At 49.4% G+C, this 26,908-nt stretch carries 24 protein-coding genes and 1 riboswitch; of the genes, 1 reads left to right on the top strand and 23 read right to left on the bottom strand.

The genetic code is table 11. The features are described 5' to 3' along the window. Nucleotides 1-3: 3 nt before the first annotated feature. From def to HAP68_RS07570, 8 genes are all read right to left on the bottom strand, one after another. The gene (gene def / locus HAP68_RS07605; RefSeq protein WP_003154343.1) at nucleotides 4-486 is read right to left on the bottom strand and encodes a peptide deformylase; all 483 of its coding nucleotides are present in this window, start codon (nucleotides 484-486) and stop codon (nucleotides 4-6) included. Nucleotides 487-510: 24 nt separating this feature from the next. After that, a complete protein-coding gene (gene priA, locus HAP68_RS07600) occupies nucleotides 511-2,922 on the bottom strand; it encodes a primosomal protein N' (RefSeq protein ID WP_024085292.1) in 2,412 nt (803 codons plus the stop codon). After that, nucleotides 2,919-4,139 (bottom strand): bifunctional phosphopantothenoylcysteine decarboxylase/phosphopantothenate--cysteine ligase CoaBC, encoded by a 1,221-nt coding sequence (gene coaBC / locus HAP68_RS07595; RefSeq protein WP_003154345.1) that lies wholly within the window; start codon nucleotides 4,137-4,139, stop codon nucleotides 2,919-2,921. Before coaBC ends, priA begins: the two co-directional genes overlap by 4 nt. 90 nt (nucleotides 4,140-4,229) lie before the next feature. After that, complete coding sequence (gene rpoZ, locus HAP68_RS07590) at nucleotides 4,230-4,433, bottom strand: DNA-directed RNA polymerase subunit omega (protein ID WP_003154346.1); 204 nt, start codon at nucleotides 4,431-4,433, stop codon at nucleotides 4,230-4,232. 3 nt (nucleotides 4,434-4,436) lie between these two features. Next, nucleotides 4,437-5,051 carry a guanylate kinase gene (gene gmk, locus HAP68_RS07585; RefSeq protein ID WP_003154347.1) on the bottom strand — a complete coding sequence of 205 codons (615 nt, stop codon included), beginning with the start codon at nucleotides 5,049-5,051 and terminating at the stop codon, nucleotides 4,437-4,439. A 7-nt stretch (nucleotides 5,052-5,058) separates the two neighbouring features. Then, nucleotides 5,059-5,328 (bottom strand): extracellular matrix/biofilm regulator RemA, encoded by a 270-nt coding sequence (gene remA / locus HAP68_RS07580; protein ID WP_003154355.1) that lies wholly within the window; start codon nucleotides 5,326-5,328, stop codon nucleotides 5,059-5,061. Between the two features lie 76 nt (nucleotides 5,329-5,404). Continuing rightward, entirely contained in the window at nucleotides 5,405-6,280 is an 876-nt protein-coding gene (locus tag HAP68_RS07575) for a YicC/YloC family endoribonuclease (protein WP_003154356.1), read from the bottom strand. A gap of 81 nt (nucleotides 6,281-6,361) precedes the next feature. Further along, a complete protein-coding gene (locus HAP68_RS07570; RefSeq protein ID WP_014304989.1) occupies nucleotides 6,362-9,034 on the bottom strand; it encodes a calcium-translocating P-type ATPase, SERCA-type in 2,673 nt (890 codons plus the stop codon). Between the two features lie 119 nt (nucleotides 9,035-9,153). On the opposite strand from HAP68_RS07570, the gene HAP68_RS07565 reads away from it, so the two are divergent. Continuing rightward, entirely contained in the window at nucleotides 9,154-10,860 is a 1,707-nt protein-coding gene (locus HAP68_RS07565; RefSeq protein WP_015388250.1) for an Rqc2 family fibronectin-binding protein, read from the top strand. A gap of 423 nt (nucleotides 10,861-11,283) precedes the next feature. Here HAP68_RS07565 and HAP68_RS07560 read toward each other — a convergent pair whose 3' ends face one another. The 15 genes from HAP68_RS07560 to HAP68_RS07490 all read right to left on the bottom strand — a co-directional run bounded on the left by HAP68_RS07560 (nucleotide 11,284) and on the right by HAP68_RS07490 (nucleotide 26,847). Continuing rightward, a complete protein-coding gene (locus tag HAP68_RS07560; protein WP_024085291.1) occupies nucleotides 11,284-11,772 on the bottom strand; it encodes a precorrin-2 dehydrogenase/sirohydrochlorin ferrochelatase family protein in 489 nt (162 codons plus the stop codon). Beyond that, the gene (locus tag HAP68_RS07555) at nucleotides 11,753-12,538 is read right to left on the bottom strand and encodes a sirohydrochlorin chelatase (RefSeq protein ID WP_024085290.1); all 786 of its coding nucleotides are present in this window, start codon (nucleotides 12,536-12,538) and stop codon (nucleotides 11,753-11,755) included. The genes HAP68_RS07560 and HAP68_RS07555 overlap by 20 nt, the downstream gene beginning before the upstream one ends. Continuing rightward, a complete protein-coding gene (cobA, locus tag HAP68_RS07550; RefSeq protein WP_003154361.1) occupies nucleotides 12,539-13,312 on the bottom strand; it encodes a uroporphyrinogen-III C-methyltransferase in 774 nt (257 codons plus the stop codon). Between the two features lie 124 nt (nucleotides 13,313-13,436). Continuing rightward, nucleotides 13,437-14,030 carry an adenylyl-sulfate kinase gene (gene cysC, locus HAP68_RS07545; protein ID WP_003154363.1) on the bottom strand — a complete coding sequence of 198 codons (594 nt, stop codon included), beginning with the start codon at nucleotides 14,028-14,030 and terminating at the stop codon, nucleotides 13,437-13,439. 13 nt (nucleotides 14,031-14,043) lie between these two features. Beyond that, nucleotides 14,044-15,192, bottom strand: coding sequence for a sulfate adenylyltransferase (gene sat / locus HAP68_RS07540; protein ID WP_024085289.1), 1,149 nt, complete (start codon nucleotides 15,190-15,192; stop codon nucleotides 14,044-14,046). Between the two features lie 48 nt (nucleotides 15,193-15,240). Further along, nucleotides 15,241-16,305 (bottom strand): inorganic phosphate transporter, encoded by a 1,065-nt coding sequence (locus tag HAP68_RS07535; RefSeq protein ID WP_003154367.1) that lies wholly within the window; start codon nucleotides 16,303-16,305, stop codon nucleotides 15,241-15,243. Between the two features lie 12 nt (nucleotides 16,306-16,317). Further along, nucleotides 16,318-17,019 (bottom strand): phosphoadenylyl-sulfate reductase, encoded by a 702-nt coding sequence (locus HAP68_RS07530; RefSeq protein WP_003154369.1) that lies wholly within the window; start codon nucleotides 17,017-17,019, stop codon nucleotides 16,318-16,320. 127 nt (nucleotides 17,020-17,146) lie between these two features. After that, a riboswitch (SAM riboswitch) is annotated at nucleotides 17,147-17,251 on the bottom strand. 101 nt (nucleotides 17,252-17,352) lie between these two features. After that, complete coding sequence (gene pyrE / locus HAP68_RS07525) at nucleotides 17,353-17,985, bottom strand: orotate phosphoribosyltransferase (protein WP_007611309.1); 633 nt, start codon at nucleotides 17,983-17,985, stop codon at nucleotides 17,353-17,355. Further along, nucleotides 17,982-18,701: an orotidine-5'-phosphate decarboxylase gene (gene pyrF / locus HAP68_RS07520; protein WP_024085288.1), complete on the bottom strand. Its 720-nt coding sequence runs from the start codon at nucleotides 18,699-18,701 to the stop codon at nucleotides 17,982-17,984. The genes pyrE and pyrF overlap by 4 nt, the downstream gene beginning before the upstream one ends. After that, the gene (locus tag HAP68_RS07515) at nucleotides 18,670-19,605 is read right to left on the bottom strand and encodes a dihydroorotate dehydrogenase (RefSeq protein ID WP_024085287.1); all 936 of its coding nucleotides are present in this window, start codon (nucleotides 19,603-19,605) and stop codon (nucleotides 18,670-18,672) included. The genes pyrF and HAP68_RS07515 overlap by 32 nt, the downstream gene beginning before the upstream one ends. Further along, nucleotides 19,605-20,375, bottom strand: a complete 771-nt coding sequence (locus HAP68_RS07510; RefSeq protein ID WP_014304981.1) for a dihydroorotate dehydrogenase electron transfer subunit — start codon at nucleotides 20,373-20,375, stop codon at nucleotides 19,605-19,607. The genes HAP68_RS07515 and HAP68_RS07510 overlap by 1 nt, the downstream gene beginning before the upstream one ends. Continuing rightward, complete coding sequence (carB, locus tag HAP68_RS07505) at nucleotides 20,372-23,587, bottom strand: carbamoyl-phosphate synthase (glutamine-hydrolyzing) large subunit (protein WP_003154382.1); 3,216 nt, start codon at nucleotides 23,585-23,587, stop codon at nucleotides 20,372-20,374. The genes HAP68_RS07510 and carB overlap by 4 nt, the downstream gene beginning before the upstream one ends. Then, nucleotides 23,572-24,666 (bottom strand): carbamoyl phosphate synthase small subunit, encoded by a 1,095-nt coding sequence (locus tag HAP68_RS07500; protein WP_024085286.1) that lies wholly within the window; start codon nucleotides 24,664-24,666, stop codon nucleotides 23,572-23,574. Before HAP68_RS07500 ends, carB begins: the two co-directional genes overlap by 16 nt. Then, nucleotides 24,663-25,949 carry a dihydroorotase gene (locus tag HAP68_RS07495; protein ID WP_014304980.1) on the bottom strand — a complete coding sequence of 429 codons (1,287 nt, stop codon included), beginning with the start codon at nucleotides 25,947-25,949 and terminating at the stop codon, nucleotides 24,663-24,665. Before HAP68_RS07495 ends, HAP68_RS07500 begins: the two co-directional genes overlap by 4 nt. After that, nucleotides 25,933-26,847 (bottom strand): aspartate carbamoyltransferase catalytic subunit, encoded by a 915-nt coding sequence (locus tag HAP68_RS07490; protein ID WP_014304979.1) that lies wholly within the window; start codon nucleotides 26,845-26,847, stop codon nucleotides 25,933-25,935. The genes HAP68_RS07495 and HAP68_RS07490 overlap by 17 nt, the downstream gene beginning before the upstream one ends. Nucleotides 26,848-26,908: the final 61 nt, after the last annotated feature.

The raw sequence follows: 26,908 nt of genomic DNA, 5'->3' as shown, positions 1-26,908 counted from the left end.
CAATCATCCTTCCATTTCTGCCAGTTCTTCTTCAGTGTAGTAAGCCGTAATTTTTGATGTGAATAAAATGCCGTCTAAATGATCCATTTCATGCTGAACGGCTCTGGCCAAAAAACCCTCCGCTTCTAAAATAAACGGTTTTCCTTTACGGTCGTGGGCTTTTACCTTTACGTAATCCGGGCGGGTGACATCACCGAAAACCCCGGGAAAACTTAAGCAGCCCTCGACTCCGGTCTGTTCACCGCTCTTTTCAAGAATAACCGGATTTACAAGGTCGATCCGGCCGCTTTCTTCACCGATGTCCACGACGGCCGCTCTTTTTAAAATGCCGATTTGCGGCGCGGCGAGACCGACGCCATCCATTTCGAGCATCGTATCGTACATATCGTCAAGCAGTTTTTTTAATTTTTTATCAAACACTGTCACTTCATCGGCGGGTGTTTCCAGAACCTCCGCCGGGTGTGTGACGATTTTTTTTACAGCCAAAATTTTGCCCTCCAAAAACTAATGTTACATCAGCATGTACGGATTCATATCAATTGAAATCATTACATGCTTTTGCGCAATGTCGCGTTTATAGTGCTCCAGTATCTTTTTCAACTGAATCTGCAACTCGTTTTCCTGTCTGTATTTTATCACGCATTGATAGCGATATCTATCTTTGATCCTGGCAATCGGGGAAGCCGCCGGCCCGAGAATTTTCGTATCAGGCCCGCATCCCGCTCTTAAATAGTTTGTAATCTTTTCTGCGGTGACCGCGGCTTTTGCCGCTTCTTCATGAGAAACGGTCACCAGCGCCACGTAATAATACGGCGGGTATGACTGGGCCCGTCTGTGCGCCATTTCCTGCTGAAAAAAAGTTTCATAGTCGTGCGTTTTCGTCAGCTGAATGCTGTAATGAGACGGTGTATACGTTTGAATGACCACCGTTCCCGGCTTTTCATGCCGCCCGGCCCGTCCGCTTACCTGCGTCAGCAGCTGGAATGTCTTCTCCGCGGCTCTGAAATCTGGGATGTGAAGCGTCGTATCTGCGCTTAATACTCCGACGAGCGTCACGTTCGGAAAATCAAGCCCTTTTGCGATCATCTGCGTACCGAGCAGGATATCCGCTTTCCCTTCACCGAACGCTGACAACAGTTTTTCATGGGCGCCTTTTCTTGAAGTGGTGTCCACATCCATCCTGATCACACGCGCCTGAGGCAGCACTTTGGTAAGCTCCTCCTCCACACGCTGCGTTCCCGTGCCGAAAAAGCGGATATGTTCGCTGCCGCATTCCGGGCATGTCCCCGGGACAGGTTCCTCATGGCCGCAGTAATGGCATTTCAGCCTTTGTCCGTAGCGGTGATAAGTCATGGAAATGTCGCAATGCGGACATTGCGGCACATAACCGCAATCCCGGCACATCACAAACGAGGAATACCCCCGTTTATTCAGAAAAAGGACGGCCTGCTCTTTTTTTGCAAGCTTCTCTTCCAGCTGTTCCATCAGCTCTCTTGAGAACATTGATCTGTTGCCGTTTCTCAGTTCTTCTCTCATATCAACGAGAGAAACGTCAGGCATGAGCTGGCGGTTTACGCGATGTTTTAACGGAAGCAGCTCATAAACGCCTTTTTTCGCCCGCGCAAATGACTCCAATGTCGGCGTGGCGCTCCCGAGGACGACCGGACAGCTGTGATGCTCGGCCCGGCGGATAGCTACGTCCTTTGCATGATACCGCGGCATTTCCTCCTGCTTATAGGAAGATTCGTGCTCTTCATCAATAATGATCATGCCGAGATTTTCAAACGGGGCAAAGATGGCCGATCTGGCTCCGACGACAAGCCGGACTTCCTTGCGCTGAATCTTCCGCCATTCATCGTATTTTTCACCTGTGGATAATCCGCTGTGCATGACCGCAACCTGTGAGCCGAAGCGGCCTTTAAAACGGTTGACCATTTGCGGTGTCAACGAGATTTCCGGAACGAGCACGATGGCTTCTTTTCCTTTTGCCAGCACTTTTTCAATGGATTGCAGGTAAATTTCCGTTTTGCCGCTTCCCGTGACGCCGTGAAGCAGAAAGACGTGATGGACATGGTCGGCTACAGCTTGTTTAATCGGCTCAAAAGCGGCCTGCTGCTCTTCTGTAAGAGAGAGCGGCTCTGTTTTTTTGAACATTCTGTCCTGATAAGGATCACGGTAAACCTCCTCAAAGCTTTCCGTAAGAAGCCCCTTTTTAAGAAGCGTTTTCAGCGTCGCGGAACTGGAATCGGTCTTTTGGCAAAGTTCAGCCGCGGAAATCTTTTCTCCCCCGCCGATAAAATAAGTAAGCACGGCGAGCTGTTTAGAAGCCTGCTTTGTCAATGAATCTGCGTGCCGGGCGAGTTCTTCTTTGTCTGCCCCCGCTTCGATCATGCGGATCATTTTTTTATTCGTTTTTTGGGCGACTTTATATGTGACATCAATGCTTCCTTTACGCACGAATTTCTGAAGTGACGAAAGAATGCTTTCATCGGTAATATCCGAGTACAGAAGACTTTTTTGATTCCTGAAAAGCTGTTTGATGTCCGGTGTCAGCGCTTCTTCGTCAACGACTTTCAGCTCTTTCTCGTACTTCGCCTTCAATGCGGCGGGCAGCATTGCCTGAAGCGCCGTGATTTTAAACGACAGCGTTTTGTCAGAAAGCCATGAAGACAGCTGCATCAGTTCCTCAGTCAGAACGGGCGTCAAATCAAGAAGCTTCTCGACTTCCTTCATTGAGCCGCCGTTTAATTCGGACGAATCTTTCAAACCGGTCACAAATCCTTGAAGCTTGCGCGGGCCAAACGGGACAATCACCCGCATGCCGACTTCGATCATCCCTTTTAAATGATCGGGAATTTTGTAATCAAAGGGTCTGTCAATGTTTTTGGAGCTGACATCGACAATGACTTCTGCTACATTCATACGGGTTTTCGGTCCTCGGCTTTCAAAGCTGTCATTTCCTTCAGCATTTCAAAGGAAACGTCAAGTTTAGACATAAGCGCAAGCTCCCGTTTTCTTCCGTCCCGGAAATAGAAGGTGACGACATTCGTATCCGTGCCAAATCCGGCCCCTTCCGCTTTCACATCATTCGCAACGATCATATCAAGGTTTTTCTGTTCGAGTTTTCTGCGCGCATAGCGTTCGACGTCTTGCGTTTCAGCAGCAAATCCGACCAGCAGCTGGTGTGTTTTCCGTTCGCCGAGTTCTTTCAGTATGTCTGCCGTACGGTTGAATTCGATCACGAGCGAACCGTCTTTCTTCTTCATTTTGTGATCAGAAACAGCCGCCGGCGTAAAATCGGCCACGGCCGCCGTCTTAATCACCATGTCGCATGAATCAAACACAGAAAGCACGGCTTCTCTCATATCGGCTGCCGATTGCACAGGAAGAAACTGATACAGCCCGACTGGCGGCTCTATTGACACCGGGCCTGAAATCAGCGTCACCCGCGCCCCGAGACGGACGGCGGCTTCAGCAGCAGCGTAGCCCATTTTGCCGGTGGATTTATTTGTGAAGAAGCGGACAGGGTCCACGGCTTCGCGCGTCGGACCGGCCGTAATGACAATATGTTTTCCTTTCAGCGGCGCATCGTCTTCAGGCTCCTTAAAATGCTCTCTGACACGCTCAACAATAAGCTCCGGCTCCTCCAGCCTTCCTTTGCCGACATATCCGCATGCCAAATAGCCTTCACTCGGCTCGATAAAGCGGACCCCGTCCTGATAAAGCACAGAAATGTTCCGTTTCACCGCCGGATGATCATACATATGGACATTCATCGCAGGCGCCACCCAGACCGGGGCCTCAGCCGCCAGCACCGTCGTTGTGAGCATATCATCAGCAATTCCGTTGGCAAGCTTGCCGATAATATTTGCCGTAGCGGGCGCGACAATAATTAAATCCGCCCAGTCAGCGGCATCAATATGAGAAATCACCTTCGGATTTTGTTCATTAAATGTATCTGTATACACTTCATTCCGGCTCAGCGCCTGAAATGTCAGCGGAGAAACAAACTCACGCGCGGACTCAGTCATAATCACTTTGACATTTGCGCCGGCCTGAACCAGCTTGCTCGTGAGTGCGGAAGCTTTATAAACGGCGATTCCTCCGCTTACGCATAGCAAAATGTTTCGGTTTTTCATGAAGTCTTCTCCCCTTTATGAAAGCATTGGACAAATCCCAAACGGAAAAAAATAACAACCTATGTAGAGATAGGTTGCTACGTGTGCTTGTTATTCGCTGTCTTCTCTTTCAAACGAAAGCAGGCCCGCGTCAATTTCTTCTAAAGCTTTGCCTACATATTTGTGAGAAATGGTATGTTCAATCTGCTGGTCCTTTTTGATCTGCATTTCACGCGCGCGTCTTGCAGACACGGTCACCAGCGTATATTTAGAATCTAATTTATTCATTAAAGAGTCAATTGACGGATCTAACATAAGTTATTCTACCTCCAGCATTTTCTTATATCTCGGAGCAACGCGTTCACGTTTTAAGTGCTCGGCGAGAACGATTGCGTTAATCTTATCACAAGCCGTTTGGATATCGTCGTTTTCAACGACATAATCATACGCGTCCATCATTTCGATTTCAGCTTTTGCGGCATTCATTCTGTTTTCGATTAAATCGTCGGTTTCAGTCCCTCTTGTCACGATTCTGTTTTTCAGCTCAGAAAGACTCGGCGGCGCTAAGAAGATAAACAGGCCTTCCGGAAATGCATTCCGCACTTGGAGCGCGCCCTGCACTTCAATCTCTAAGAAGACGTCTTTTCCTTCTTGAAGCGTCTGTTCGACATAATCAACGGGAGTACCGTAATAGTTGCCGACATATTCTGCCCACTCAAGCAGTTTGTTGTTTTCAATCATGCGTTCGAATTCATCTCTGGATTTAAAGAAATAATCGACGCCGTCGACCTCGCCCTCTCTCGGGTTTCTCGTCGTGACTGAAATTGAGTATTCAAATTTCGTGTCCTGTTGTGAAAATATTGCTTGCCGAACCGTTCCTTTTCCAACTCCGGAGGGACCTGAGAGAACGATTAATAACCCTCTTTCTTTCATGCGGCAATTACCCCTGCCCTTCATCCATAATTTCTTCTTTCACAGAAAGTCTGTGTGCAACTGTCTCAGGCTGGACGGCAGATAAGATAATGTGATCACTATCCATGACGACAACTGCACGGGTTCTTCGTCCGTATGTAGCGTCTATTAGCATTCCGCGGTCTCTTGCATCCTGGATCATTCGCTTTATTGGCGCAGACTCCGGGCTGACAATCGAAATCATCCGATTGGCGGAGATGATATTGCCAAATCCGATATTAATCAGTTTAATCGTCATCTTCTACGTTCCCCCTGTAAAATAGACGTCTCTAGTGTAACCTGAAGAGACCGTCTGTAAACAATACGCACAGTCGCTATTCTATATTTTGCACTTGTTCCTTCAATTTTTCAATAGAACTTTTCATTTCAACGACAAGCTTTGTGATTTGATGATCATTGGCTTTTGAGCCGATCGTGTTCGCTTCCCGGTTAAGCTCCTGAACAAGGAAATCAAGTTTGCGGCCGACTGCCCCGCCTTCTTTTAATATATCACGGAATTGAACAAAATGGCTCTTTAATCTGGTAATTTCTTCCGTTATATCAGAACGATCGGCGAAAATGGCGCATTCCGTGATCAGCCTGCTTTCGTCGAGCGCGTCCTCCGTCCATTCCTTCATTCGGGCGTAAAGACGCTCGCGGTATTGAATAACAACGGCCGAAGCGCGCTCTTTCACCTGTTCGGACAGCGTCTCAAGCCGCTCAATGTGCAGAAAGCAGTCTTCCGCCAAAAGCCGGCCTTCTTTTTCCCTCATGTCACAAAGTTCCTTTACAGCCAGCTCAGCGGCTTCCCTGATGACTTCTTCAAGCTTGTCATCACGCATCTGTTCTTCGTGAATCTGCGCAATATGTTCAAATCTAAAGAAATCCATTGCATCGGGTTCTGCGGCCAGGCTGTAGCGCTCTTTCATGGCGCGTGCGGCGCTCACATATTCATCAAGGAGCTCCCAATCGATGTTCAGGCTTCTTTTTATAAGCGCGTCACTGTTTACAGTGAGAAACAGCTCTACTCTTCCGCGCTGTATATGCTGCAATATCGTTTGTTTCAGCTTATCCTCTACATATAGCAAAGGCCGTGGCAGGCGGGCGTTCACTTCTTTGAACCGGTAATTGACGGATTTCAATTCAACGGTTGCCGAGAGATCGCCTTTTGTGCTGCTTGCGCTGCCGAAGCCTGTCATACTCCGTATCATATGAAACACCCAATTCTTTCCCGTTATCAAAATAAAAGGGCAATAGACATGCTATTACCCCTAAGATTATATCATATGGAATTATTTTTTTCTTGTCAAAAGTGAACCCGCCAGCAAAAAAGTAGGTATGCCAGACATCCCGATAATCAGCATCCAATCGCCCGGCGTAATCGGCACTGTTTTGAAAATCGGCTGCAGCGGCGGATAATAGATGACGATGGCCATCAGGAAGACAGAAGAAATGATGGCGCCGAGCAGATAGATATTTTCAAACGGATTCCGGGAGAAAACAGACGTTTCGCTCCGGCAGTCAAACACGTGTATAAGCTGAGCCAGGACAAGAGTCGCGAATGCAACGGTCTGTGCGTAGGGCAGATTTTCAGGATTGCGGTGATAGACGATGATAAACGCTAAAATGGTTGCGGCTCCGATTAAAAACCCTCTTGATACGACTTTCCAGCCCAGTTTTCTCGCAAACACTCCTTCTTTCGGATGCCGCGGCTTCCGCCTCATCAGGTCTCCTTCCGGCTGATCCATACCGAGGGCCATCGCCGGCAGCCCGTCAGTGACTAAGTTCACCCACAATATCTGAATCGGGACGAGCGGCAGCGGCAGAGCGAGAAGCATCGCAAACAGCATCACTAAAATTTCACCGACGTTGGAGGCCAGCAAATACCGGACGAATTTTCTTATATTTTCATAGATATTCCGTCCCTCTTTTATAGCTGATTTAATCGTAGCAAAGTTATCATCTACCAGAATGAGAGAAGAGGCTTCCTTTGCCACATCCGTTCCCGTCACGCCCATGGCAACACCGATATCTGCCTGCTTTATGGCCGGCGCGTCATTAACCCCGTCTCCCGTCATGGCGACGACGTGTCCGTTTTCCTGGAACGCTTTGACGATTTTCAATTTATGTTCAGGTGACACGCGTGCGAAGACGTAGACATCATCGACCGTTTCGATAAGTTCTTTGTCCGTAAGCTCATTCAGCGTCTTGCCGTCCATCACACGCCCCTTTTTCGGAAGAAGACGCAAATCTTTTGCAATGGCCTTTGCCGTTTCGACGTGATCCCCTGTGATCATAACCGTTTTAATGCCGGCTTCACGGCATTCTTTAATGGCCTGTCTGACCTCCGGACGGGGCGGATCAATCATGCCTGACAAGCCGAGCATCGTCAGATTTTTTTCCGCCTGCTCCATTGTCGGCTTTTCTCCGGGCTTAAGCGGTTTATAAGCGATCGCGATCGTACGCAAAGCTTGCGACGCCAGCTCTTTCAGAACCGCTTCCGTTTCTGCTTTCTTTTCTCCTGAAAAAGGCGTACTTCTTGCGCCGTGCATCAGATGTGATGAGCGGTCAATCAGCACATCGGGCGCTCCTTTAGTGATGACGAACTGCTTTTTTTCCTGATCCTCTACAATGACGGTCATCATTTTGCGGACGGAGTCAAACGGAAACTCGGCAACCACGCGGTAATGCCCGCTGAGCCAATCGTTTGAATAGCCGCCCTTTCTTGCAGCCGTCAGCAGCGCTCCTTCTGTCGGATCACCATCGAGTACATAACGGCCGTCTTTCAGTGCGATTTCAGATGTGTTGCACAACGCGCCGAAAACCAGCATCTGTTCAAGAATCTTCTCATCTTTCGGCTTGATTTCCCGCTCATCTCGGGTGAAAACGCCCTCCGGCACATAGCCGATGCCTGACACTTTATAAATTTTGCCGCCTGACCACATATGAGTGACGGTCATTTTGTTTTGTGTCAGCGTGCCGGTTTTATCAGAACAAATGACAGAGGCGCAGCCCAATGTTTCAACCGCCGGGAGCTTTCTGACAATTGATTTTTGTTTGATCATGCGCTGGACGCCGATTGATAATGCCACCGTAACAATGGCGGGAAGCCCTTCCGGAATTGCGGCGACGGCCAATGACACCCCGGCCAAAAACATGCTGTAAAGATCATGTCCCTGTAAGACGCCGACTGCAACGACCAATACCGTTAAAAGGAGCGCGACGATAATTAAAATTTTGCCGAGCTCTTCAAGTCTTCGCTGCAGCGGTGTTGAAAGGCTGCCGGCGGATTCCAGCATATCGGCAATTTTCCCCATTGCCGTATTCATTCCTGTACCGACGACGACGCCGACACCGCTGCCGCGCGTTACGATCGTACCCATAAACGCCATATTGCTGATGTCGCCTAACGAAACATCCGGCTTTCTCAATTTATCGGCTTGTTTAACCACCGGAATTGATTCCCCGGTCAGCGCCGATTCCTCAATTTCAAGGCTTTTCGCTTCAACGATCCGCACATCCGCGCCAATCCGGTCGCCGCTTGAAAATTTCATGATATCGCCGGGAACGAGCTCCTTGGACTGAATTTTCTTCCAGCTCCCGTCCCGCAACGCTGACACATACGGCGTTGACAGCTCTTTTAATGCATGTAAAGACTTTTCCGCCCGCCGCTCTTGAAAAAAACCGAGAACCCCATTGACAAATACAATCGCCATAATCGCTACGGCATCTACATATTCGCCTAAAAACCCGGATATTAAGGTTGCCGCCAGCAGCACGAGCACCATAAAATCTTTAAATTGGGCGAAAAACACGGCGATCGCCGGTGTCCTCTTGCCCTCCTGAAGCTCGTTCGGCCCGTGCTTTTCAAGGCGTTTTTTCACCTCTTTTTCGGTCAACCCCTGTTTAATGGACGTATTTGTTGCTTTCAGCAAATCGGTTTGTCCCATTTCATGAAACTTCATTCTTCTCGTCCACTCCCCTGCCTCGCTTTAGAGATGTCACTCTGTAAACAAGCTTATTCTGACTCGTCCCTTTTCATGCTATAATTATCGAATGCAGGAAGAAGGAAAGGGTGTTTTATATGTCTTTTGATGGCATGTTTACATACGGAATGACACATGAATTAAACAGCCGGATCGCCGGAGGACGGATCACGAGAGTCCATCAGCCTTTTAAGCACGATGTGATATTCCATATCCGCGCCAACGGAAAAAACCACAAATTATTATTGTCGGCGCATCCGAGCTATTCACGGGTGCACATGACAAACCAGGCCTATGAAAATCCGAGCGAGCCGCCGATGTTTTGTATGCTGCTCAGAAAGCATATAGAAGGCGGATTTATTGAGAAAATAGAACAGGCCGGATTAGACCGGATTATGATATTCCGCATAAAAAGCAGAAATGAAATCGGCGACGAAACCGTAAGAACGCTGTATGTTGAAATTATGGGACGGCACAGCAATATTATTCTGACTGACGGAGAAGGATCCATCATCGACGGGCTGAAGCATTTATCTCCGTCGATGAACAGCTACCGGACCGTTCTGCCGGGCTATGATTACAAGCTTCCTCCCGCTCAGGAAAAAATTTCGCCGCTTGCCGCGGATGAAGAGGACGTTTTGCGTTATCTCAGTTTTCAGGAAGGACGGCTTGACCAGCAGATCGTCAGACATTTTTCCGGTGTTTCTCCGCTGTTTGCAAAAGAAGCCGTGCACAGAGCGGGTCTCGCTAACAAAATAACGCTGCCGAAGACGCTGATTGAAATGTTCCATGCCGTGAAAGATTGCAGGTTTACACCGAACATTACGACAGCCGGCGGAAAGGAATACTTTTATCTCCTGTCTCTCACACATGTAAACGGAGAGGAGCGCACCTTTCACTCACTGAGTGAGCTGTTGGACCGGTTTTATTTCGGCAAAGCGGAACGCGACCGCGTCAAACAGCAGGCTCAGGATCTCGAGCGTTTTGTCGCAAATGAACGGAAAAAGAATGCCAATAAGATAAAAAAGCTGGAAAAGACGCTCGACTACTCAGAGAATGCGAAGGAATTCCAGCTATACGGCGAACTGCTGACTGCAAATTTGTATATGCTGAAAAAAGGTGACAAAGAAGCGGAAGTCATCAATTATTATGATGAAGAAAGTAAAACGGTGACCATCCCTTTAAATCCGAACAAAACACCGTCAGAAAACGCGCAGATGTATTTTACAAAGTATCAAAAGGCGAAGAATTCCGTCGAGGTGGTAAAAGAACAGATCCGTCTGGCCGAGGAGGAAATCGCTTATTTCGATCAGCTGATCCAGCAGCTCTCCTCCGCCTCCACAAAGGATATTCACGAAATAAGGGAAGAGCTTGTGGAAGGCAAATATCTGCGGCCGAAACAGCAGAGAGGACAGAAAAAACAGAAGCAGCACGTTCCTGTTTTGGAGCAATATGAATCTTCACGGGGATTGACGATTCTTGTCGGCAAAAACAATAAACAAAATGAGTACTTAACGACAAAAGCTGCCGCGAGGGATGATTTATGGTTCCACACGAAAGACATTCCGGGTTCCCACGTTGTGATTAAAAGCAGCGATCCGGATGAACAATCCATACTGGAGGCGGCTGCGATCGCCGCTTATTTTTCCAAAGCGAAAGATTCCGGCTCCGTTCCGGTTGATTATACAAAAATCAGACATGTGAAAAAGCCAAACGGCGCAAAGCCCGGATTTGTCACCTATGACAGCCAGCATACCGTATTTGTCACACCTGATGCCGACCTTGTCATACGGCTGAAAAAATAAACGCACCTCCAAGCTGAAACCCGCACTCGGCTTGGAGGTGTTTTTTATTACGTATAAACGGAGACGAAACTCTCCCAGCCGTCAGAACCGATCTTTACAGTATCTGATCAGTTTCCCGTCATGTCTGCATGATCCGCCGGGCCGTCTGTGATTTAAACGGTCACACCTGATTTGGCGGCGGATACTTTCACCTTCCCTCGCCGAACCTGAGCACATCCGGGCGGGTCTCTGACCTTTCCTTTGTATGCGGGCGAAATCCAGGCGGCATCGGGATCACATACATATTCCGCATCACTTCGCAATCCTGACCGCTTGTCGGCATATACCATTCAAACTGCCCGCTTTCGTTTTGAATTTTTCACATTCGGCGGACTGTCAGGACAGTATAAAAAACACCCTGCCTGATGACAGACAGGGTGTTTTTTATGGTCTTCTTCTTTTCTCAAATAATCGATCCACTTCTTCAGCCAAATCAGCAGTAATGAGAGGCTTTATGTCCTCAGCCAGTCTTTTCGTATGTGCAGGGCTTGCGCCGCTTGTTGATACGGATACTTGAATGCGCCCTTTGCGGATGATCTTCGGCATATACACGCTGCCCCGTTCAGCCTCGCTTACACAATTGACCAGCTGCGTTTCAGAAGCGCCCTCGGCTATCTCCCGATTCACGCTGCGGTCATTTGTCGCGGCAATGATGAAAAAAGCGGGCGCAAGATCCTTCATTTCAATTTTACGGGAAACCCAGCGGATACGTCCTTCATCCGCCAGCTGTTTAATTTCAGGCAAGGCATCGGGACTGATTACAGTAATATCCGCGCCTTCCGGAAGCACTGTTTTGAGTCTTCTTAAGGCAACATTGCCTCCGCCCGCGATGACAATTCTTTTTCCGCTGAGATTAATGTGCAGAGGCAGCATACTGTCCCCCCTTAAAATCAAACTGCCCGCCGGGGTTTCGGACAGCTTCCGTCACACGGTTCAAAAACGCCTGCTTAATATGCGGGTGAAAACCTAAGTATGAAGCGAGATGAACATTTTGATTGACCGTTTGAAGCTTTTGAACTTCCCGTTCAATCTCAGTCATTAAAAGCCCGGTAAACAGAAGATATGGAACGATAAAAACGGGTGCTCCGTCATCCTCTTCAAGGCCGGCAAACACTTCTTTATAGTGCGGGTCACATGCTGTTAAAAAACAAGGGATGACTTCTTTAACAGGTGTAATCGCCTCAAGTTTTCCGGCAATCTCACTGACTGCGCTTTTAACTGCCGGATCTGTGCTTCCTCTTCCGATCAGCACCACTTTCGCCTGCTCAATGGACACTCCGGTATCTTCAATGCGATGATGGACCGCTTTTACGACTTCATCGTCCACTCCGATCGGAACACCATATGTCATTTTTATATCGGGATGCAGGGCCGCCGCACGGGCGATTTCAGCCGGAATGTCATGTTTCGCGTGGGCAGCGGTCAACAGCAGCAAAGGCACAGCCGCAATATGAGTGGCGCCTTGTCTGACACAAGCTTCAAATCCCGCTTCAATAGACGGTTCCTGCAGTTCTAAAAAACAGATTTCCTGAATGGGAGCGTCAGCGTGCGGCATGCACCCTTTTAAAAACGCCGCCGACTCTGTCTGCGCTTTTTTCAGCCTGCTTCCGTGCCCGATATATAAAATCGCCTGCTTCATTTACAACGCCTCGCTCAAATCCGGATTTTTCTGATCAGATGCATACCAGTCCAGTTTGCAGTGATAATTGACGACATCACCGATAACAATTAAACTCGGGTTTTTGATTTCTTCTTTTATCACTGTGTCTGAAAGCGTGCCGACGGTGCAGACGACTGTTTTTTGCCTGTCCGTCGTCCCCCAATGAATAAAGGCTGCCGGAGTGCCGCCGTCTCTGCCGTTTTCCAGCAGCATTCTTTCAATCTGCCGGATATTTTTAATTCCCATATAAATCACCAGCGTATCAATGCCCGTCGCCAGCGCTTTCCATTTTTCTTCAAAGTCGTCTTCTTGTTTATAATGCCCCGTAACGAATGCGACATTGGAGCTCGCCTCTCTGTGCGTCACCGGAATGCCGGCATAAGCAGCAGCCGCGATTCCTGATGTAATGCCGGGAACGATCTCAAACGGAATGGCGTTTTGCGCGAGAGCCTCCGCTTCTTCGCCTCCTCGGCCGAAAACAAACGGGTCGCCCCCCTTGAGCCTTACAACGGTTTTCCCCTTTTTCGCATACTTCACAAGGAAACGGTTGATCGTATCCTGTTTCATAATGTGAAAATCCGGGAGCTTGCCGCAGTAAATCAGATCCGCTTCTTCTCCGGCGTACTGTAAAATCTCTTTGTTTACCAATCTGTCATATAATATAACGTCCGCTTTCTGTATGGCTTTCATTGCCTTCACCGTTAATAAGTCCGGATCTCCCGGACCGGCTCCAACGATAAATACTTTCCCCATAGCATGTCTCCCCGATCCGTTTTGAAATCTTCCCAGAACAGCCGCGAGGCCGCACTTCAGCTATTTTACCATATCCCGCCATTGCGGAGGATATCCGGCTGATTGCGCGGCCTTTTTGGACCTATTATGCTAAGCTGTTTTTCACAAAGTCAACCAGTCTTCCGGTGCATTCTTCACGTTCAAATTTGCCTGAATCAAGTACGAGCTCAGGCGCTTTCGGCTCTTCATACGGTGAGTCGATCCCCGTAAAGAACGGAATTTCACCATTTCTTGCTTTTTTATATAACCCTTTCGGATCGCGCTTTTCACATATATCGAGGTCGCATTTCACGTAGATTTCATTAAATTCGCCCTCTGCCACAAGCTCTCTCACCTGATCTCTGTCCTCACGGAACGGAGAAATAAAAGCCGTGATGACGATGGTTCCCTGCTGAACGAAAAGCTTCGCCACTTCCCCGATGCGGCGTATATTTTCCTTGCGGTCATCATCGGAAAAACCTAAGTCCTTGTTTAAGCCGTGGCGGATGTTATCACCATCAAGCACAATGACTTGATAGCCTTGTTCAAACAGCTCGCGCGCTGCGGCGTTTGCAATTGTGGATTTCCCTGAACCGCTTAAGCCCGTCAGCCAGAGGATAGAGCTTTTATGCTTGTTTTTCTGCTGGTATTCTTCTTTCGTTATTGAGGCTTCATGCCATACGATATCACGATTTGTCACTCTATTTTCCTCCTTAAGAAACGCCTGCTTCTTCTTTCGTTTTCAGCCCTTTAATCAACACCTCGACAACTTCAGGACGGCTGAATTCCGCCGGCGGCATGACGCCGCTTCGCAGCATTTCTCTGACCTTTGTTCCTGACAGAATGACGTGGTCTTCTCTGTCATGCGGACATGTTTTGGCCGTTCCCATGTTGCCGCATTTCTGGCAGAAGAAGCTGTGCTCGAATTTCATCGGTGTAATTCCGAGTTCATCCGCTGTAAATTGATCAAACAGCTCTTGCGCTTCATATGTGCCGTAGTAATCACCGACGCCGGCATGATCGCGGCCGACAATAAAATGCGTGCAGCCGTAGTTTTTGCGGACAAGCGCGTGGAAAATGGCTTCTCTCGGCCCCGCATACCGCATTGCCGCCAAAAACACGCCGAGGAATACGCGGTCTTTCGGATAATAATGATCGAGCAGCACCTGGTAGCTTTCCATTCTGACATCCGCCGGAATGTCATCTGATTTTGTTTCACCGACGAGCGGGTTCAAAAACAGGCCGTCAACCGTCTCAAGCGCGGTTTTTTGGATATATTCGTGGGCGCGGTGGACCGGATTTCTCGTTTGGAAACCGACGATGGTTTTCCAGCCTTTTTCTTCGAAGCTTCGTCTTGTATCGGCAGGTTCAAATGTAAACTCAGGAAACTGCTTTGACGCTTTTTTAATTAATGTGATCGGCCCGCCGACATACGTATCGCCGCGTGAAAATAATTTTTTCACGCCCGGATGCGCGGCATCATCGGTTTTATATACGTGAACGGCTTCTTTTTGTTTATCCGGCGTATAAATATCTTCGATGTCGACGACGCCGTATGTTTCTCCGCCGTAAGTCAGTTTCACCGTGTCGCCGACGGCAAGCTCAGCCGCTTTTTCTGAATCGACCGGAAGCGTGATCGGCAGGGACCAGACAACCCCTGATGCCAGACGCATATTTTCAACGACTGACACGTAATCTTTTTCTGTGAAAAATCCTTCAATCGGGCTGTACCCCCCGATCCCGATCAGCTCTAAATCAGCGAACGAAATCAAATCAAGCTCAATTTCTTTGTGGACGGATGTAAGATCATACTGCTCATTCACCCGATTAATTAATGTTCCTCCGTGCGGTGCTAAACTCATAATACATGATTCCTCCCAGTTAACAGATAAATAAACTCAGATTAATAGTTAAATGCCCCCGCCTTGTTCATGGACAGAGCGTTTCTCTTTTCGGATGGCTTTCATCAGACTGGCGGCTCCGCCAGCTGCCAAAAGCACGCTGGCCATCATAAAGATGGAATAGTAATCTCCTTTTAACAGCAGGGAGACAAGCAGATACGAAATCGACAGTGACAAAAACGGCGAAACAACCCATACTTTGAGCATCGTTTTCACGACTTCTTTATGAAAAACGTTCGGCCCGTTTTTGGCCATTCCGATACCGATAATTGATGATGATGTGACTTGCGCCAATGGGACCGGCAGACCGAAGACGGAACTGATAATGACAAGCCCCGCACCGGTTCCTGAAAGCAGTATGCCTTCTCCGGCTGAAAACCTCGTAATCTTTTTCCCGTTGGTTTCAAGCACTTTGCGTCCTAAAAGCAGAGCGCCGAGAGCGACAAAGATGCCTCCGTACAGCGTTCCTTTTGACACGCTGAGTACGCCCGCAGCCACCAAAGGGCCCACCGCATTTGCGACATTGTTCATTCCGGCTGAAAAAGCTTCCCAAAAACCCGCAAAAAGCAGCACAATTCCTAAAATCTTCTGTTTCCGTTTCGAAATGACTCGAATATTCAGAGAACTGAATACCTTCGATACGAGAAAAGTGAAACAGAACGCGACGAACGGTACGAGCACCCAAAAAATCACGATGACCAAAAGATGCTGTAAAAACAATACTTTGTACGCGACGCCGACACCGACAATCGCCCCGACAGTGACCTCACTCGTCGACAGCGGAATGCCGAGCACATTCGCCGTGAATAACGATAGCGCCGCCGCTCCGATTATAATGCAGACAATGGTGAGCGTAATGGTTTGTTCGGGAATGATTCCGCCGCTGATCGTCTTAACGACTTCACCGCCGCCGATAACCGCCCCTGACAGGACTCCGGCCGCGCAGATGATCAGCGCATACGTTTTCTTTTTAACGGCGCCGGACCCGTAAGCGACTCCCATTGATGCCGCGGCTCCGCTGGCTCCGATATTCATGGCAAAAAACAGACAGAATAAAATAGCGGCTAATTCCATCGGGCAGCTCCTTTATTCATGCAGTCCGCATTCTGTTTTCGCCATGCCGTTCCATCTGCCGCTCCGCAAATCTTCCGCGGTAAACGCAGGTGAAGTGCACGGTTCACAGCCGATGCTCGGATACCCCTGATCATGGAGGATATTGTAATCCAGCTCATGCTTGGAAGTATATCTCCAGATGTCTTTCCATGTCCAATGGATCAGCGGGCATACTTTAATCGATTGAAACTTGTCGTCTTTATTCAGGAAATTCGTATTCGCCCGGCTCGGCCCTTGATCCCGGCGAAGGCCGGACAGCCATGCCGGATGCCCTGCGAGCGCTTCTCTTAACGGCAGAATTTTTCTGATGTAGCAGCACTGGTTCGGTTCTCTTTCCCACAGTTTATCTCCGTGAGCCTCGGCCTGTTCCTCGAGAGTAAGGCTGGGCTTTTTCAGGATAATGTTCAGCCCCGGATAACGTTCTTTCACTTTTTCGATCGTTTCATATGTTTCTTTAAAGTGAAGACCCGTATCGAGAAACACGATTTCCGCGTCTTTCTTTACTTTAGAAATTAAATCGATCAGGACGATGCCCTCAATCCCGAAGCTGCACGCGTAAACAAGCTGGTCTCCGTAGTGGCCGTATGCCCATTTTAAAACGGACAGCGCGCCTTTATAGGAATCGTCTTCCGGAAATGTAATCGCCGGTTCCTCCCATGTGTCATACGTTAGCATTTTTTCTTTCCTCCTCCCGGAGACAATCAAACAGCTGTTGTTCTCTGCCGGTTGTCTTATCCCTCAATCTTTTTTTCATATAAAAAACTTTCAATCCAGCGGAATGAAAGACAGTGACCCGGTATAGCCCTTATCTTCAAAATGCTGTGCATTTTTCTGGATGCGGCACCTTGCAATACACGCAGGTTGCCGGGCGTCATCGGTCCAGTCCCTCAGCCGCTCTTGATAAGCTTTTTAGATTTGTACTAAATTTTAGCACAATTCTAACAGAAGTCAACCCGAGTTTTTTGATAGGAATAATAAAACAGGCCCTGAGGCCTGTTTTTATTATCATTATTTTTTAAACCAATCTTTTGACTCGGGATTCAGTTTCCATGATTTCAGTTTTTCAATGTCAGCTGAATGTATCGTACCGTTTTCAAGCGCAACTTCAATCAGCGTGTCATAATCGGTTAACGAGTAATAAGGAAGACCCGCTTTTTTAAAGGCTTCTTTTGCTTTCGGCAGTCCGTATGTAAAAATGGAAATGACGCCGAGGACTTCCGCGCCCTCTCTTTGAAGGGCCGCCGCAGCTTCAAGCACGCTGCCTCCGGTAGAAATCAAGTCTTCAATCACGACTGTTTTTTGTCCTTTCTTAATGGCGCCTTCTATTTGATTTCCTTTGCCGTGCGCTTTCGGTTTGCTTCTGACGTAGCACATCGGCGCGCCTGTACGGTCTGCGAGAAGCGCAGCATGCGGAATGCCCGCCGTTGCAGTGCCCGCGATCATCTCCGCCTCGGGGAAATGCTCCTTCAGCAGTTTGCCGAGCCCGTCCGCCACATCATTTCTCACTTTTGGATACGACAATGTCAGACGGTTGTCACAATAGATCGGTGATAAAATGCCGCTCGCCCACGTAAACGGCTCATTCGGGCGTAAAAAGACAGCTTCAATGTGTAATAGATGTTTTGCGATAGCCTGTTTCATCGGCGAACGCCCTCCCATTCCAGTTTAATTGCTTCATATGCTTTAACGGGGTTTTCCGCTTTTGTAATTGAGCGGCCCACGACGATGGCTGACGAACCGTTTTCTTTCGCAAATGACGGAGTCGCCGTACGGACTTGATCGTCAGCTGCGTCACTGGCGGTGCGGATGCCCGGCGTGACTGTCAGAAATGAAGGCCGGACCGCTTCATAAATGGCTTTTGTTTCATGGACCGAACATACCACTCCGTCCAGCCCGCACTCTTCCGCCATTTTGCCGTAATGCACAACCGTTTCTAACAGCGGCTTATGCAGCAGAAGCTCTTCCTTCGCCACCTGCTCTGAAGTGCTGGTCAGCTGAGTCACCGCGATTAAAGACGGGCGTTTTCTGCCTGCCGGCGTGCCTTCTTCAAGCCCCTCAAGGGCCGCGCGCATCATGCGTGCGCCCCCTGCCGCATGCACATTGACGAGATCAACGCCGAGGCCGGCCAGCCGCTTCATCGCTTTATTGACCGTAGTCGGGATATCATGAAGCTTTAAATCTAAAAATATATCACAGTTCCGTTCTTTTAATTGGTGAATGATGGCGGGGCCTTCCTGATAAAAAAGTTCCATCCCCGTTTTGACAAAGAGCCTTTCCTTTTCAAACAAGTCTAAAAACGTTAAAGTCTCTTCCCCTGATGCAAAATCAAGCGCGATGATGGGCAGGTTGTTTTTCATGTTTCCAGCTCCTTCTGATGCATTCACTTACAGATTGAAAGCCGTGTTGGCGCAGCACATGGGGGAGCTGTTCTATGATTTCCGGGCAGACGAACGGATTGACGAAGTTCGCCGTGCCGACGGCAACCGCACTCGCTCCCGCAAGAAGAAATTCTAATGCATCCTCTGCGGTCTGAACGCCGCCCATCCCGATAATCGGAATTTGAACGGCCTGGCTGACTTCGTATACCATCCGGATGGCGACCGGTTTGATCGCCGGGCCTGACAGTCCGCCCGTTTTATTTGCTAAAATCGGCCGGCCCGTCTTGAGATCGAGCCTCATCCCGATGAGTGTATTAATCATCGTCAGACCGTCAGCACCGGCCGCTTCAATCGCTTTGGCAATTTCGGTTATGTTTGCGACATTAGGCGAAAGCTTCACATACACAGGCACTGCGGAAACTTCTTTCACCGCTTTTGTCAGTTCGGCCGCCATGACGGGATCAGTACCAAAAGCAATCCCCCCCGTTTTGACATTCGGACATGAAATGTTAAGCTCAAGCGCATGCACATTCGGCGCTTGGCTGATGTGCTCGGCCACTTCTTTATAGTCGTCCACCTGAGAACCGGCGACATTTGCGATAATCGGCGTGTCAAATTGTTCGAGCCAAGGCAGCTCGTGATTGAGCACATGCTCAAGGCCGGGATTTTGCAGTCCGATGGCATTCAGCATTCCCGCGCTTGTCTCCGCCACTCTCGGCGTCGGATTTCCGAAGCGGGCTTCGTTCGTCGTGGCTTTAATCATAATGCCTCCAAGGCATGATAAATCGTAAAATCCGGCATATTCTTTCCCGAAACCGAAACATCCGGAAGCGGGGATGATCGGGTTTTTCAATTGGAGACCCGGCAGATTCACCTCTAACATTACAGCGCCACCTCCTCAGCTTTAAATACCGGCCCGTCAAGGCAGACCTTTACATAGGATGTATCGCTTTCACCCGTGCGGCACACGCAGGCGAAGCAGGCCCCGATGCCGCAGCCCATCCGCTCTTCCATCGAAAGATAAACCTCTTTATGGCCGTACTGCTGCTTCAGAGCTTTCAGCATCGGTGTCGGTCCGCAGCTTAGCAGGACATCGAATTCGAGCTGCTTTTCACGGATGATATCGGTGACAAATCCTTTCTCTCCATATGTTCCGTCAGCCGTCGCCACATAAGTGTCTCCGTACGCACGGCATTCCTGTTCGTAAAAAACATCCTTTGCTGATTGAAATCCAAGCACATGAATGACGTTTACGCCTTTTTCCGTCAGGCGCTTTGACAGTTCCTGCAAAGGCGGAACCCCCACTCCGCCTCCGACTAACAGCGCGGTTTTGCCGGGTTCAATCCGCCGCACGGGAAATCCGTTGCCGAGAGGGCCGAGAACGTCTATTCTGCCGCCCTCTTTTTTCCCGGACAAAAGGCGCGTTCCCTCACCGTCAGCTCTGTAGATAACGGATACTTCATCCGCGGCGAAATTGACGTCCGCAATGCTGAGCGGTCTTCTTAATAGCGGTGTGACCGCGTCACTCACCTTCAGATGAAGAAATTGTCCCGGCTCGGTAAGGTGCCGGACAAGCTCTCCTTTCAGCACCATCTTATAAATCCGGTCGGCAATTTCTAAGTTGGATTGAACAGTCAAATGCGCTTTTTTCATATCGTGACTGCCGCCTTTTGATTGGTTTCGGATGCAGGCATATGATCCGCCCGGAATGTCATGCTTTCCAATACCCGCAAAATGGCTTCGGCCGTATCTAAAGATGTCAGGCAGGCGACTCCGTTCTCAACGGATTCGCGGCGGATTCTGAAGCCGTCTCTGGCCGGCTGTTTGCCCTTTGTCAGCGTATTGATGACAAATTGCGCTTCTCCGTTTCTGATCACATCGAGCAGATTTTTCCCTTCTTCGCCGATTTTCCCGACGACTTGAGCCGGAATCTGAGCGTCTTTCAAATAAGCCGCCGTTCCTTCCGTCGCCAAGATTTTATAGCCGATGGCGTGGAACCGCTTGGCGATCAGGAGTCCTTCTTCTTTATCTTTATCAGCAACGGTCAACAGCACTGAACCGTAGTTCGGGATTTGAATGCCTGAGGCAATCAGCGCTTTATAGAGCGCTTTTTCCAAGGTTGAATCTTTGCCCATGACCTCTCCCGTCGACTTCATTTCAGGGCCTAACGTGATATCCACTCTTCTCAGCTTCGCGAATGAGAAGACAGGCGCTTTCACGAACACCCCCTGCTGTTCAGGCTGCAGCCCCTCTTGATAGCCGAAATCAGCAAGCTTTTGGCCGAGAATGACCTTTGTCGCCAGATTCGCCATCGGAATCTTAGTGATTTTGCTTAAGAACGGCACGGTTCTGCTTGACCGCGGATTTACCTCAAGCACATACACCTCACCTTGCGAAAGTACGAACTGGATGTTCAGCAACCCGATGATGTTAAGGCCTTTTGCCAAGGCAACAGTGTATTGTTCGATTTTTTTCTTAATGTCTCCGCTTAAAGACTGAGGCGGATAGACGGCGATTGAATCCCCTGAATGGACGCCGGCCCGCTCGATATGCTCCATAATCCCCGGAATAACGACTGTTTCGCCGTCGGATACGGCATCGACTTCGATTTCTTTCCCCGTCAGATAACGGTCGATTAACACCGGATGCTGCGGGTTGATTTTGACCGCATTTTTCATATAGTGAAGCAGTTCTTCTTCGTGATAGACGATTTCCATCGCCCGGCCGCCGAGCACATACGAAGGGCGGACAAGTACCGGATAGCCGATGGATGCAGCGATTTTGACCGCTTCGTTCACCGACACGGCGGTTTTTCCGAGCGGCTGCGGCACATTCAGCGCCTCAAGCGCCTGCTCGAACTTATCCCGGTCTTCCGCACGGTCTAAATCTTCAAGTGATGTACCGAGAATTTTGACGCCGCGGGCGCTCAATTCTTCCGCAAGGTTGATCGCCGTCTGGCCGCCGAATTGGACAACAACGCCTTCCGGCTGTTCCAAATCAATGATGTGCATGACATCTTCTACCGTCAGCGGTTCAAAATACAGTTTGTCTGATATGCTGAAATCAGTGGACACCGTCTCAGGGTTGTTGTTGATAATAATCGCTTCATATCCTGCCTGCTTAATCGCCCAGACAGAGTGAACGGTCGCATAGTCAAATTCGACGCCCTGTCCGATGCGGATCGGGCCGGAGCCGAGGACGACGACGCTTTTTCTTGATGTTACCTCAGACTCGTTTTCTTCCTCATATGTGCTGTAGAAGTACGGGGTTTCTGATTCGAATTCCGCCGCGCATGTATCCACCATTTTATATACAGGCTTGATGGCTGCTTCTTTTCGCATTTGATACAGCTCTTGTTCCGGCATATTCCATTCCCGGCTGATATATTTGTCGGAGAAACCGAGTTCCTTCGCTGTCTGCAGGACGGCGAGGCTGCCTTTTTCCGCTTTCAGCTCGGTTTCAAAAGCGACCAGCTTACAGAGCTTGTGCAAAAAGAATACGTCAATTGCGGAAAACTCATGAAGCTGCTCCACTGTGTAGCCTCTTCTGAACGCTTCTGCAAGATAAAACAGCCGTTCATCTCCGGCCTTTCTGATCCGTTTTTCCAAAAGCCCGTCAGAAATCTCTTCCGCATCCTTCAGTTCCAGGTGATAGACATCGGCTTCCAGTGAGCGGACCGCCTTTAACAGCGATTCTTCAAGGGTGCGTCCGATGGCCATGACCTCTCCGGTGGCTTTCATCTGCGTCCCGAGCCTGCGGTTTGCCGACTCAAATTTGTCGAACGGCCAGCGCGGGATTTTAGAAACGACATAGTCAAGCGCGGGCTCAAAAGCCGCATATGTTTTTCCCGTTACGGGATTCATCATTTCATCAAGAGAAAGCCCGACTGCGATTTTCGCCGCAAGCTTTGCGATCGGGTAACCCGTCGCTTTTGAAGCGAGGGCAGATGAGCGGCTCACCCGCGGATTCACTTCGATAATGTAATATTGGAAGCTGTCGGGATCGAGCGCGAGCTGAACATTACAGCCGCCTTCAATGCCGAGCGCGCGGATCAGCTTTAATGAAACATTGCGCAAAAGCTGATATTCCCGGTCGCTCAAAGTCTGGCTCGGGGCAACGACGATGCTGTCGCCCGTATGGATGCCGACCGGATCGATATTTTCCATGTTGCAGACGACGATCGCGTGATCTCTGCTGTCTCTCATGACTTCATATTCGATCTCTTTGTAACCGGCGATGCTTTTTTCCAGAAGGCACTGATGGACGGGGCTGAGCTTTAATCCGTTTTCGACGATCTCTTTCAGTTCCGCTTCATTCGAGCAGATGCCGCCGCCCGTTCCGCCTAATGTGTAAGCGGGGCGCACGATAACCGGAAACCCGATCCGGCCGACAAATTCCTCGGCTTCCTGTAAAGTGCGGATGATCTCACTTTCCGGCACCGGTTCATTCAGCTCATTCATCAGCGTACGGAATAAGTCGCGGTCTTCCGCCTGCTGGATGGCGGACAGCTTTGTGCCGAGCACTTCCACTCCGCATTCCTCAAGAACCCCGAGTTCAGACAGCTCGACGGCAAGATTCAGTCCGGTCTGTCCTCCCAGAGTCGGCAGGATGGCGTCCGGCCGTTCTTTTCTGATAATACGCGTGAGAAACTCCGGCGTCAGCGGTTCTATGTATACCCGATCAGCCATTTCCGTATCCGTCATAATCGTTGCCGGATTCGAGTTGACGAGAATGACTTCATAGCCTTCTTCCTTTAAAGCGAGACACGCCTGTGTGCCCGCATAATCAAATTCCGCCGCCTGTCCGATAATAATCGGGCCTGATCCGATCACTAAAATCTTTTTAATATCTACGCGTTTTGGCATACCGCTTCCCCTTCTTTCTCAGTTGTTTCGATCAAGTCAATGAATCTGTCAAATAAGTGATTGGCGTCTTCCGGTCCCGGTGAAGCTTCAGGGTGGTACTGAACCGTAAATGCCGGCAATGTTTTATGCTTGAGTCCTTCGATCGTTTGATCATTGATCGCAATGTGCGTCACTTCAAGCTCTGTCTCATCTATTGAAGAAACCGTATATCCGTGGTTTTGGGCTGTTAAAGCGACTTTCCCTGTCGAAAGCTCTTTAACCGGATGATTGGAACCCCTGTGTCCGAATTTCATTTTTTCCGTTTCCGCTCCCGATGCCAGCGCAAATAATTGATGGCCGAGACAGATTCCGAATAACGGCACCTTCCCGAGTATGCCTTTTATCATTTCAATGGCTTCCGGCACATCTTTCGGATCTCCGGGTCCGTTAGAAAGCATGATGCCGTCCGGCTTGAGCTGAAGCACTTCTTCCGCCGTTACATTGTACGGCACAACGATGACATCGCATTTTCTTTTGTTTAACTCTCTTAAGATGCCGTGCTTCATACCGAAATCGACGAGCACGATGCGTTTGCCGCGGCCCGGACTCGGATATGCCGTTTTCGCCGATACTTGAGCAACTTGATTTCTCGGCAGTTCCGTTTCTTTCAGCCTTGCAAGAACCTCTCCGACATTCTCCTCACTTGATGCAAACGTTCCTTTTAATGCGCCGGCCGTGCGGATCATTCTGGTGAGTTTTCGCGTGTCGATCCCTTGTAAGCCGGGGATATTTTTCATTTTCAGATACTCATCAAGCGTGTAAGCCGAGCGCCAGTTGGAAGGCAGCTCGCACAGTTCTTTTACGATCAGCCCTTTTACAAAAGGAGTGATAGATTCAAAGTCATCTCTGTTAATTCCGTAGTTGCCGATCAGCGGATACGTCAGCGTCACGATCTGCCCGCAGTAAGAAGGGTCTGATAAAATTTCCTGATAACCGGTCATTCCCGTGTTGAATACGACTTCACCCGCGGTATGCTCCAGGCTCCCGAATGCTTCACCCTCAAATACCGCTCCATTTTCCAGCACTAGTCTTCTTTTCATTTGACGAGTCTCCCTTCTTCATATGCAAGCTTACCGGCAGCCATCGTTACAACAGGCCAGCCGAAGCACTTCATCTTGTTGAATGGCGTATTTTTTCCTTTAGATAAAAATGTATCTTTGTCAATGGCCGCTTCTTTGTCCAGATCAATCAGGGTGATGTCAGCCGGCGCCCCCGGTGCAAGCGTTCCGTACGGAAGACCGAATGCCTCGCAAGGTTTTACCGTCATGAAATCAACCAGCTGCTTCAGCGTCCACGCCCCGTTTTTCACAAAATGTGTGTACAGAAGCGGAAAGGCAGTTTCTAACCCGACAATACCGAAAGGCGCAAGCTTCATATCCGTGTTTTTCTCTTCTTCTGTATGCGGCGCATGGTCAGTGGCGATGAAATCAATCGTGCCGTCTAAAAGCCCTTCAATCAGCGCCTCTCTGTCCTCTTTGCTGCGAAGCGGCGGATTCATCTTAAAATTGGTATCAAGTCCCGGGATATCTTCGTCACAAAGCAGCAGGTGGTGCGGCGATACTTCCGCCGTCACGCGGATGCCCGCTTTTTTTGCGTCTCTTACGGCTCTGACGGATTCTTTCGTGCTGATATGACACACGTGGTAATGGCAGCCCGCCGCTTCCGCCAGCAGCACGTCACGGGCGATATGTACCGCTTCACAAATGGAAGGTATACCCTTCAGGCCGTTCGCTTTTGAAAAAGAACCTTCATGCACGCTCCCTCCGTAAATAAGCGAGTTATCCTCACAATGAGCGACAATCGCTTTATTTATTGAAGCCGCCCGTTTCATGGCTTCATACATCATTCCGGCCGTCTGAACGCCGACGCCGTCATCGGTGAAGGCGAATGCGCCCGCTTCATGAAGCGCCTCAAAATCTGTCATTTCTTCGCCGGTTTGTCTGATCGTAATCGATGCGTAAGGAAGGACCCTGACAGATGAGGTTTCTTTGATCCTGTTTTGCAGCCATTCCATCTGCTCTTTCGTATCCGGCACCGGCCTTGTATTCGGCATGGCGGCGACTGTGGTAAAACCGCCCCGCGCCGCGGCTTTAGAGCCCGTCTCAATGGTTTCTTTTTTCTCTCCGCCCGGTTCTCTGAAGTGGACATGAAGGTCTACGAGCCCAGGTGAAACGAACAGTCCCTCAGCGTCGATCACCGTTTCTCCGTCTTTCGCTGTCAGAAGCCCGGTTTCCGAAATGAATTCACCCGTTACCCGGATATCCTGTACCGCTTTTTCTCCCTGTTCATTTAATATCCAGCCGTTTTTAATGAGATAAGACATAAGCCGCTTCTCCCCTTTTCACATTGGTTTGCAGTGCTCTTTTTAAGACTGCCATTCTGATATACACACCATTTTCCATCTGTTTAAAGATTCTTGATTTTCCGCATTCCACTAATGTTGTGTCAATTTCGACTCCTCTGTTCACCGGTGCGGGATGCATGATGATAGCATGCCGCTTCATGCTCTGCGCCCGCTTTTCGGTCAGCCCGTATGCTTCCAGGTAGCCTTTTTGGTCGGCTTCTGTCTGATGCCTTTCATTTTGGATGCGGAGCAGCATGACGACATCTGAAGCTTGTATGGCCTCATCCGTCTGAACACAGGTGCCGAAGGCGTTTTTCTCATCCTGCCACTGCGGCGGCCCGGAAAACAGCACACGTGCGCCGAGCCTTGTCAGCACCTCGGCATTTGACCTTGCCACTCTGCTGTGTTTGATATCGCCATGAATGGAAACCGTCAGGCCCTGAAAGGTCTCAAATTCCTCTTGAATCGTCATTAAATCAAGCAATGACTGGGTCGGGTGCTGTCCGCAGCCGTCTCCTGCGTTTAAGACCGGAATATTGACTCTGCCGGTCAGATCTTTGTAATATTCATCCGTGCTGTGCCTGATGACGCAGACGTCCGCTCCGATTGATTCCAGTGTTTTGACCGTGTCGTATAAGGACTCGCCTTTTTGAACGCTTGTGCTCGTGCCGTCTAAGCTGAGCACGTTCATCCCGAGTTTCTTTTCCGCCACTTCAAAGCTGAACCGCGTTCTCGTGCTCGGTTCAAAAAACAGATTCGCAACGAATTTTCCCGCGAGATCGGGACGGACTGCACCCTCTTTTATCGCTTTTGCCTCTCGCAGCAGTTCTGTAATTTCAGCCGCGCTCAGTTCAGATATCGCCGTTAAATGATTCATGTTTTTTCTCCTCCGTTTCCGCTTGAAGGCCGTAAAAAACACCCCGGTCTATAGACTCGGG

The sequence above is a fragment of the Bacillus sp. Bvel1 genome, assembly GCF_014872755.1.
GTDB classification, from domain to species: Bacteria; Bacillota; Bacilli; order Bacillales; family Bacillaceae; genus Bacillus; species Bacillus velezensis.
The sequence above is the reverse complement of the archived record's forward strand: the minus strand, read 5'-3'. Positions and strand labels throughout refer to the sequence as shown.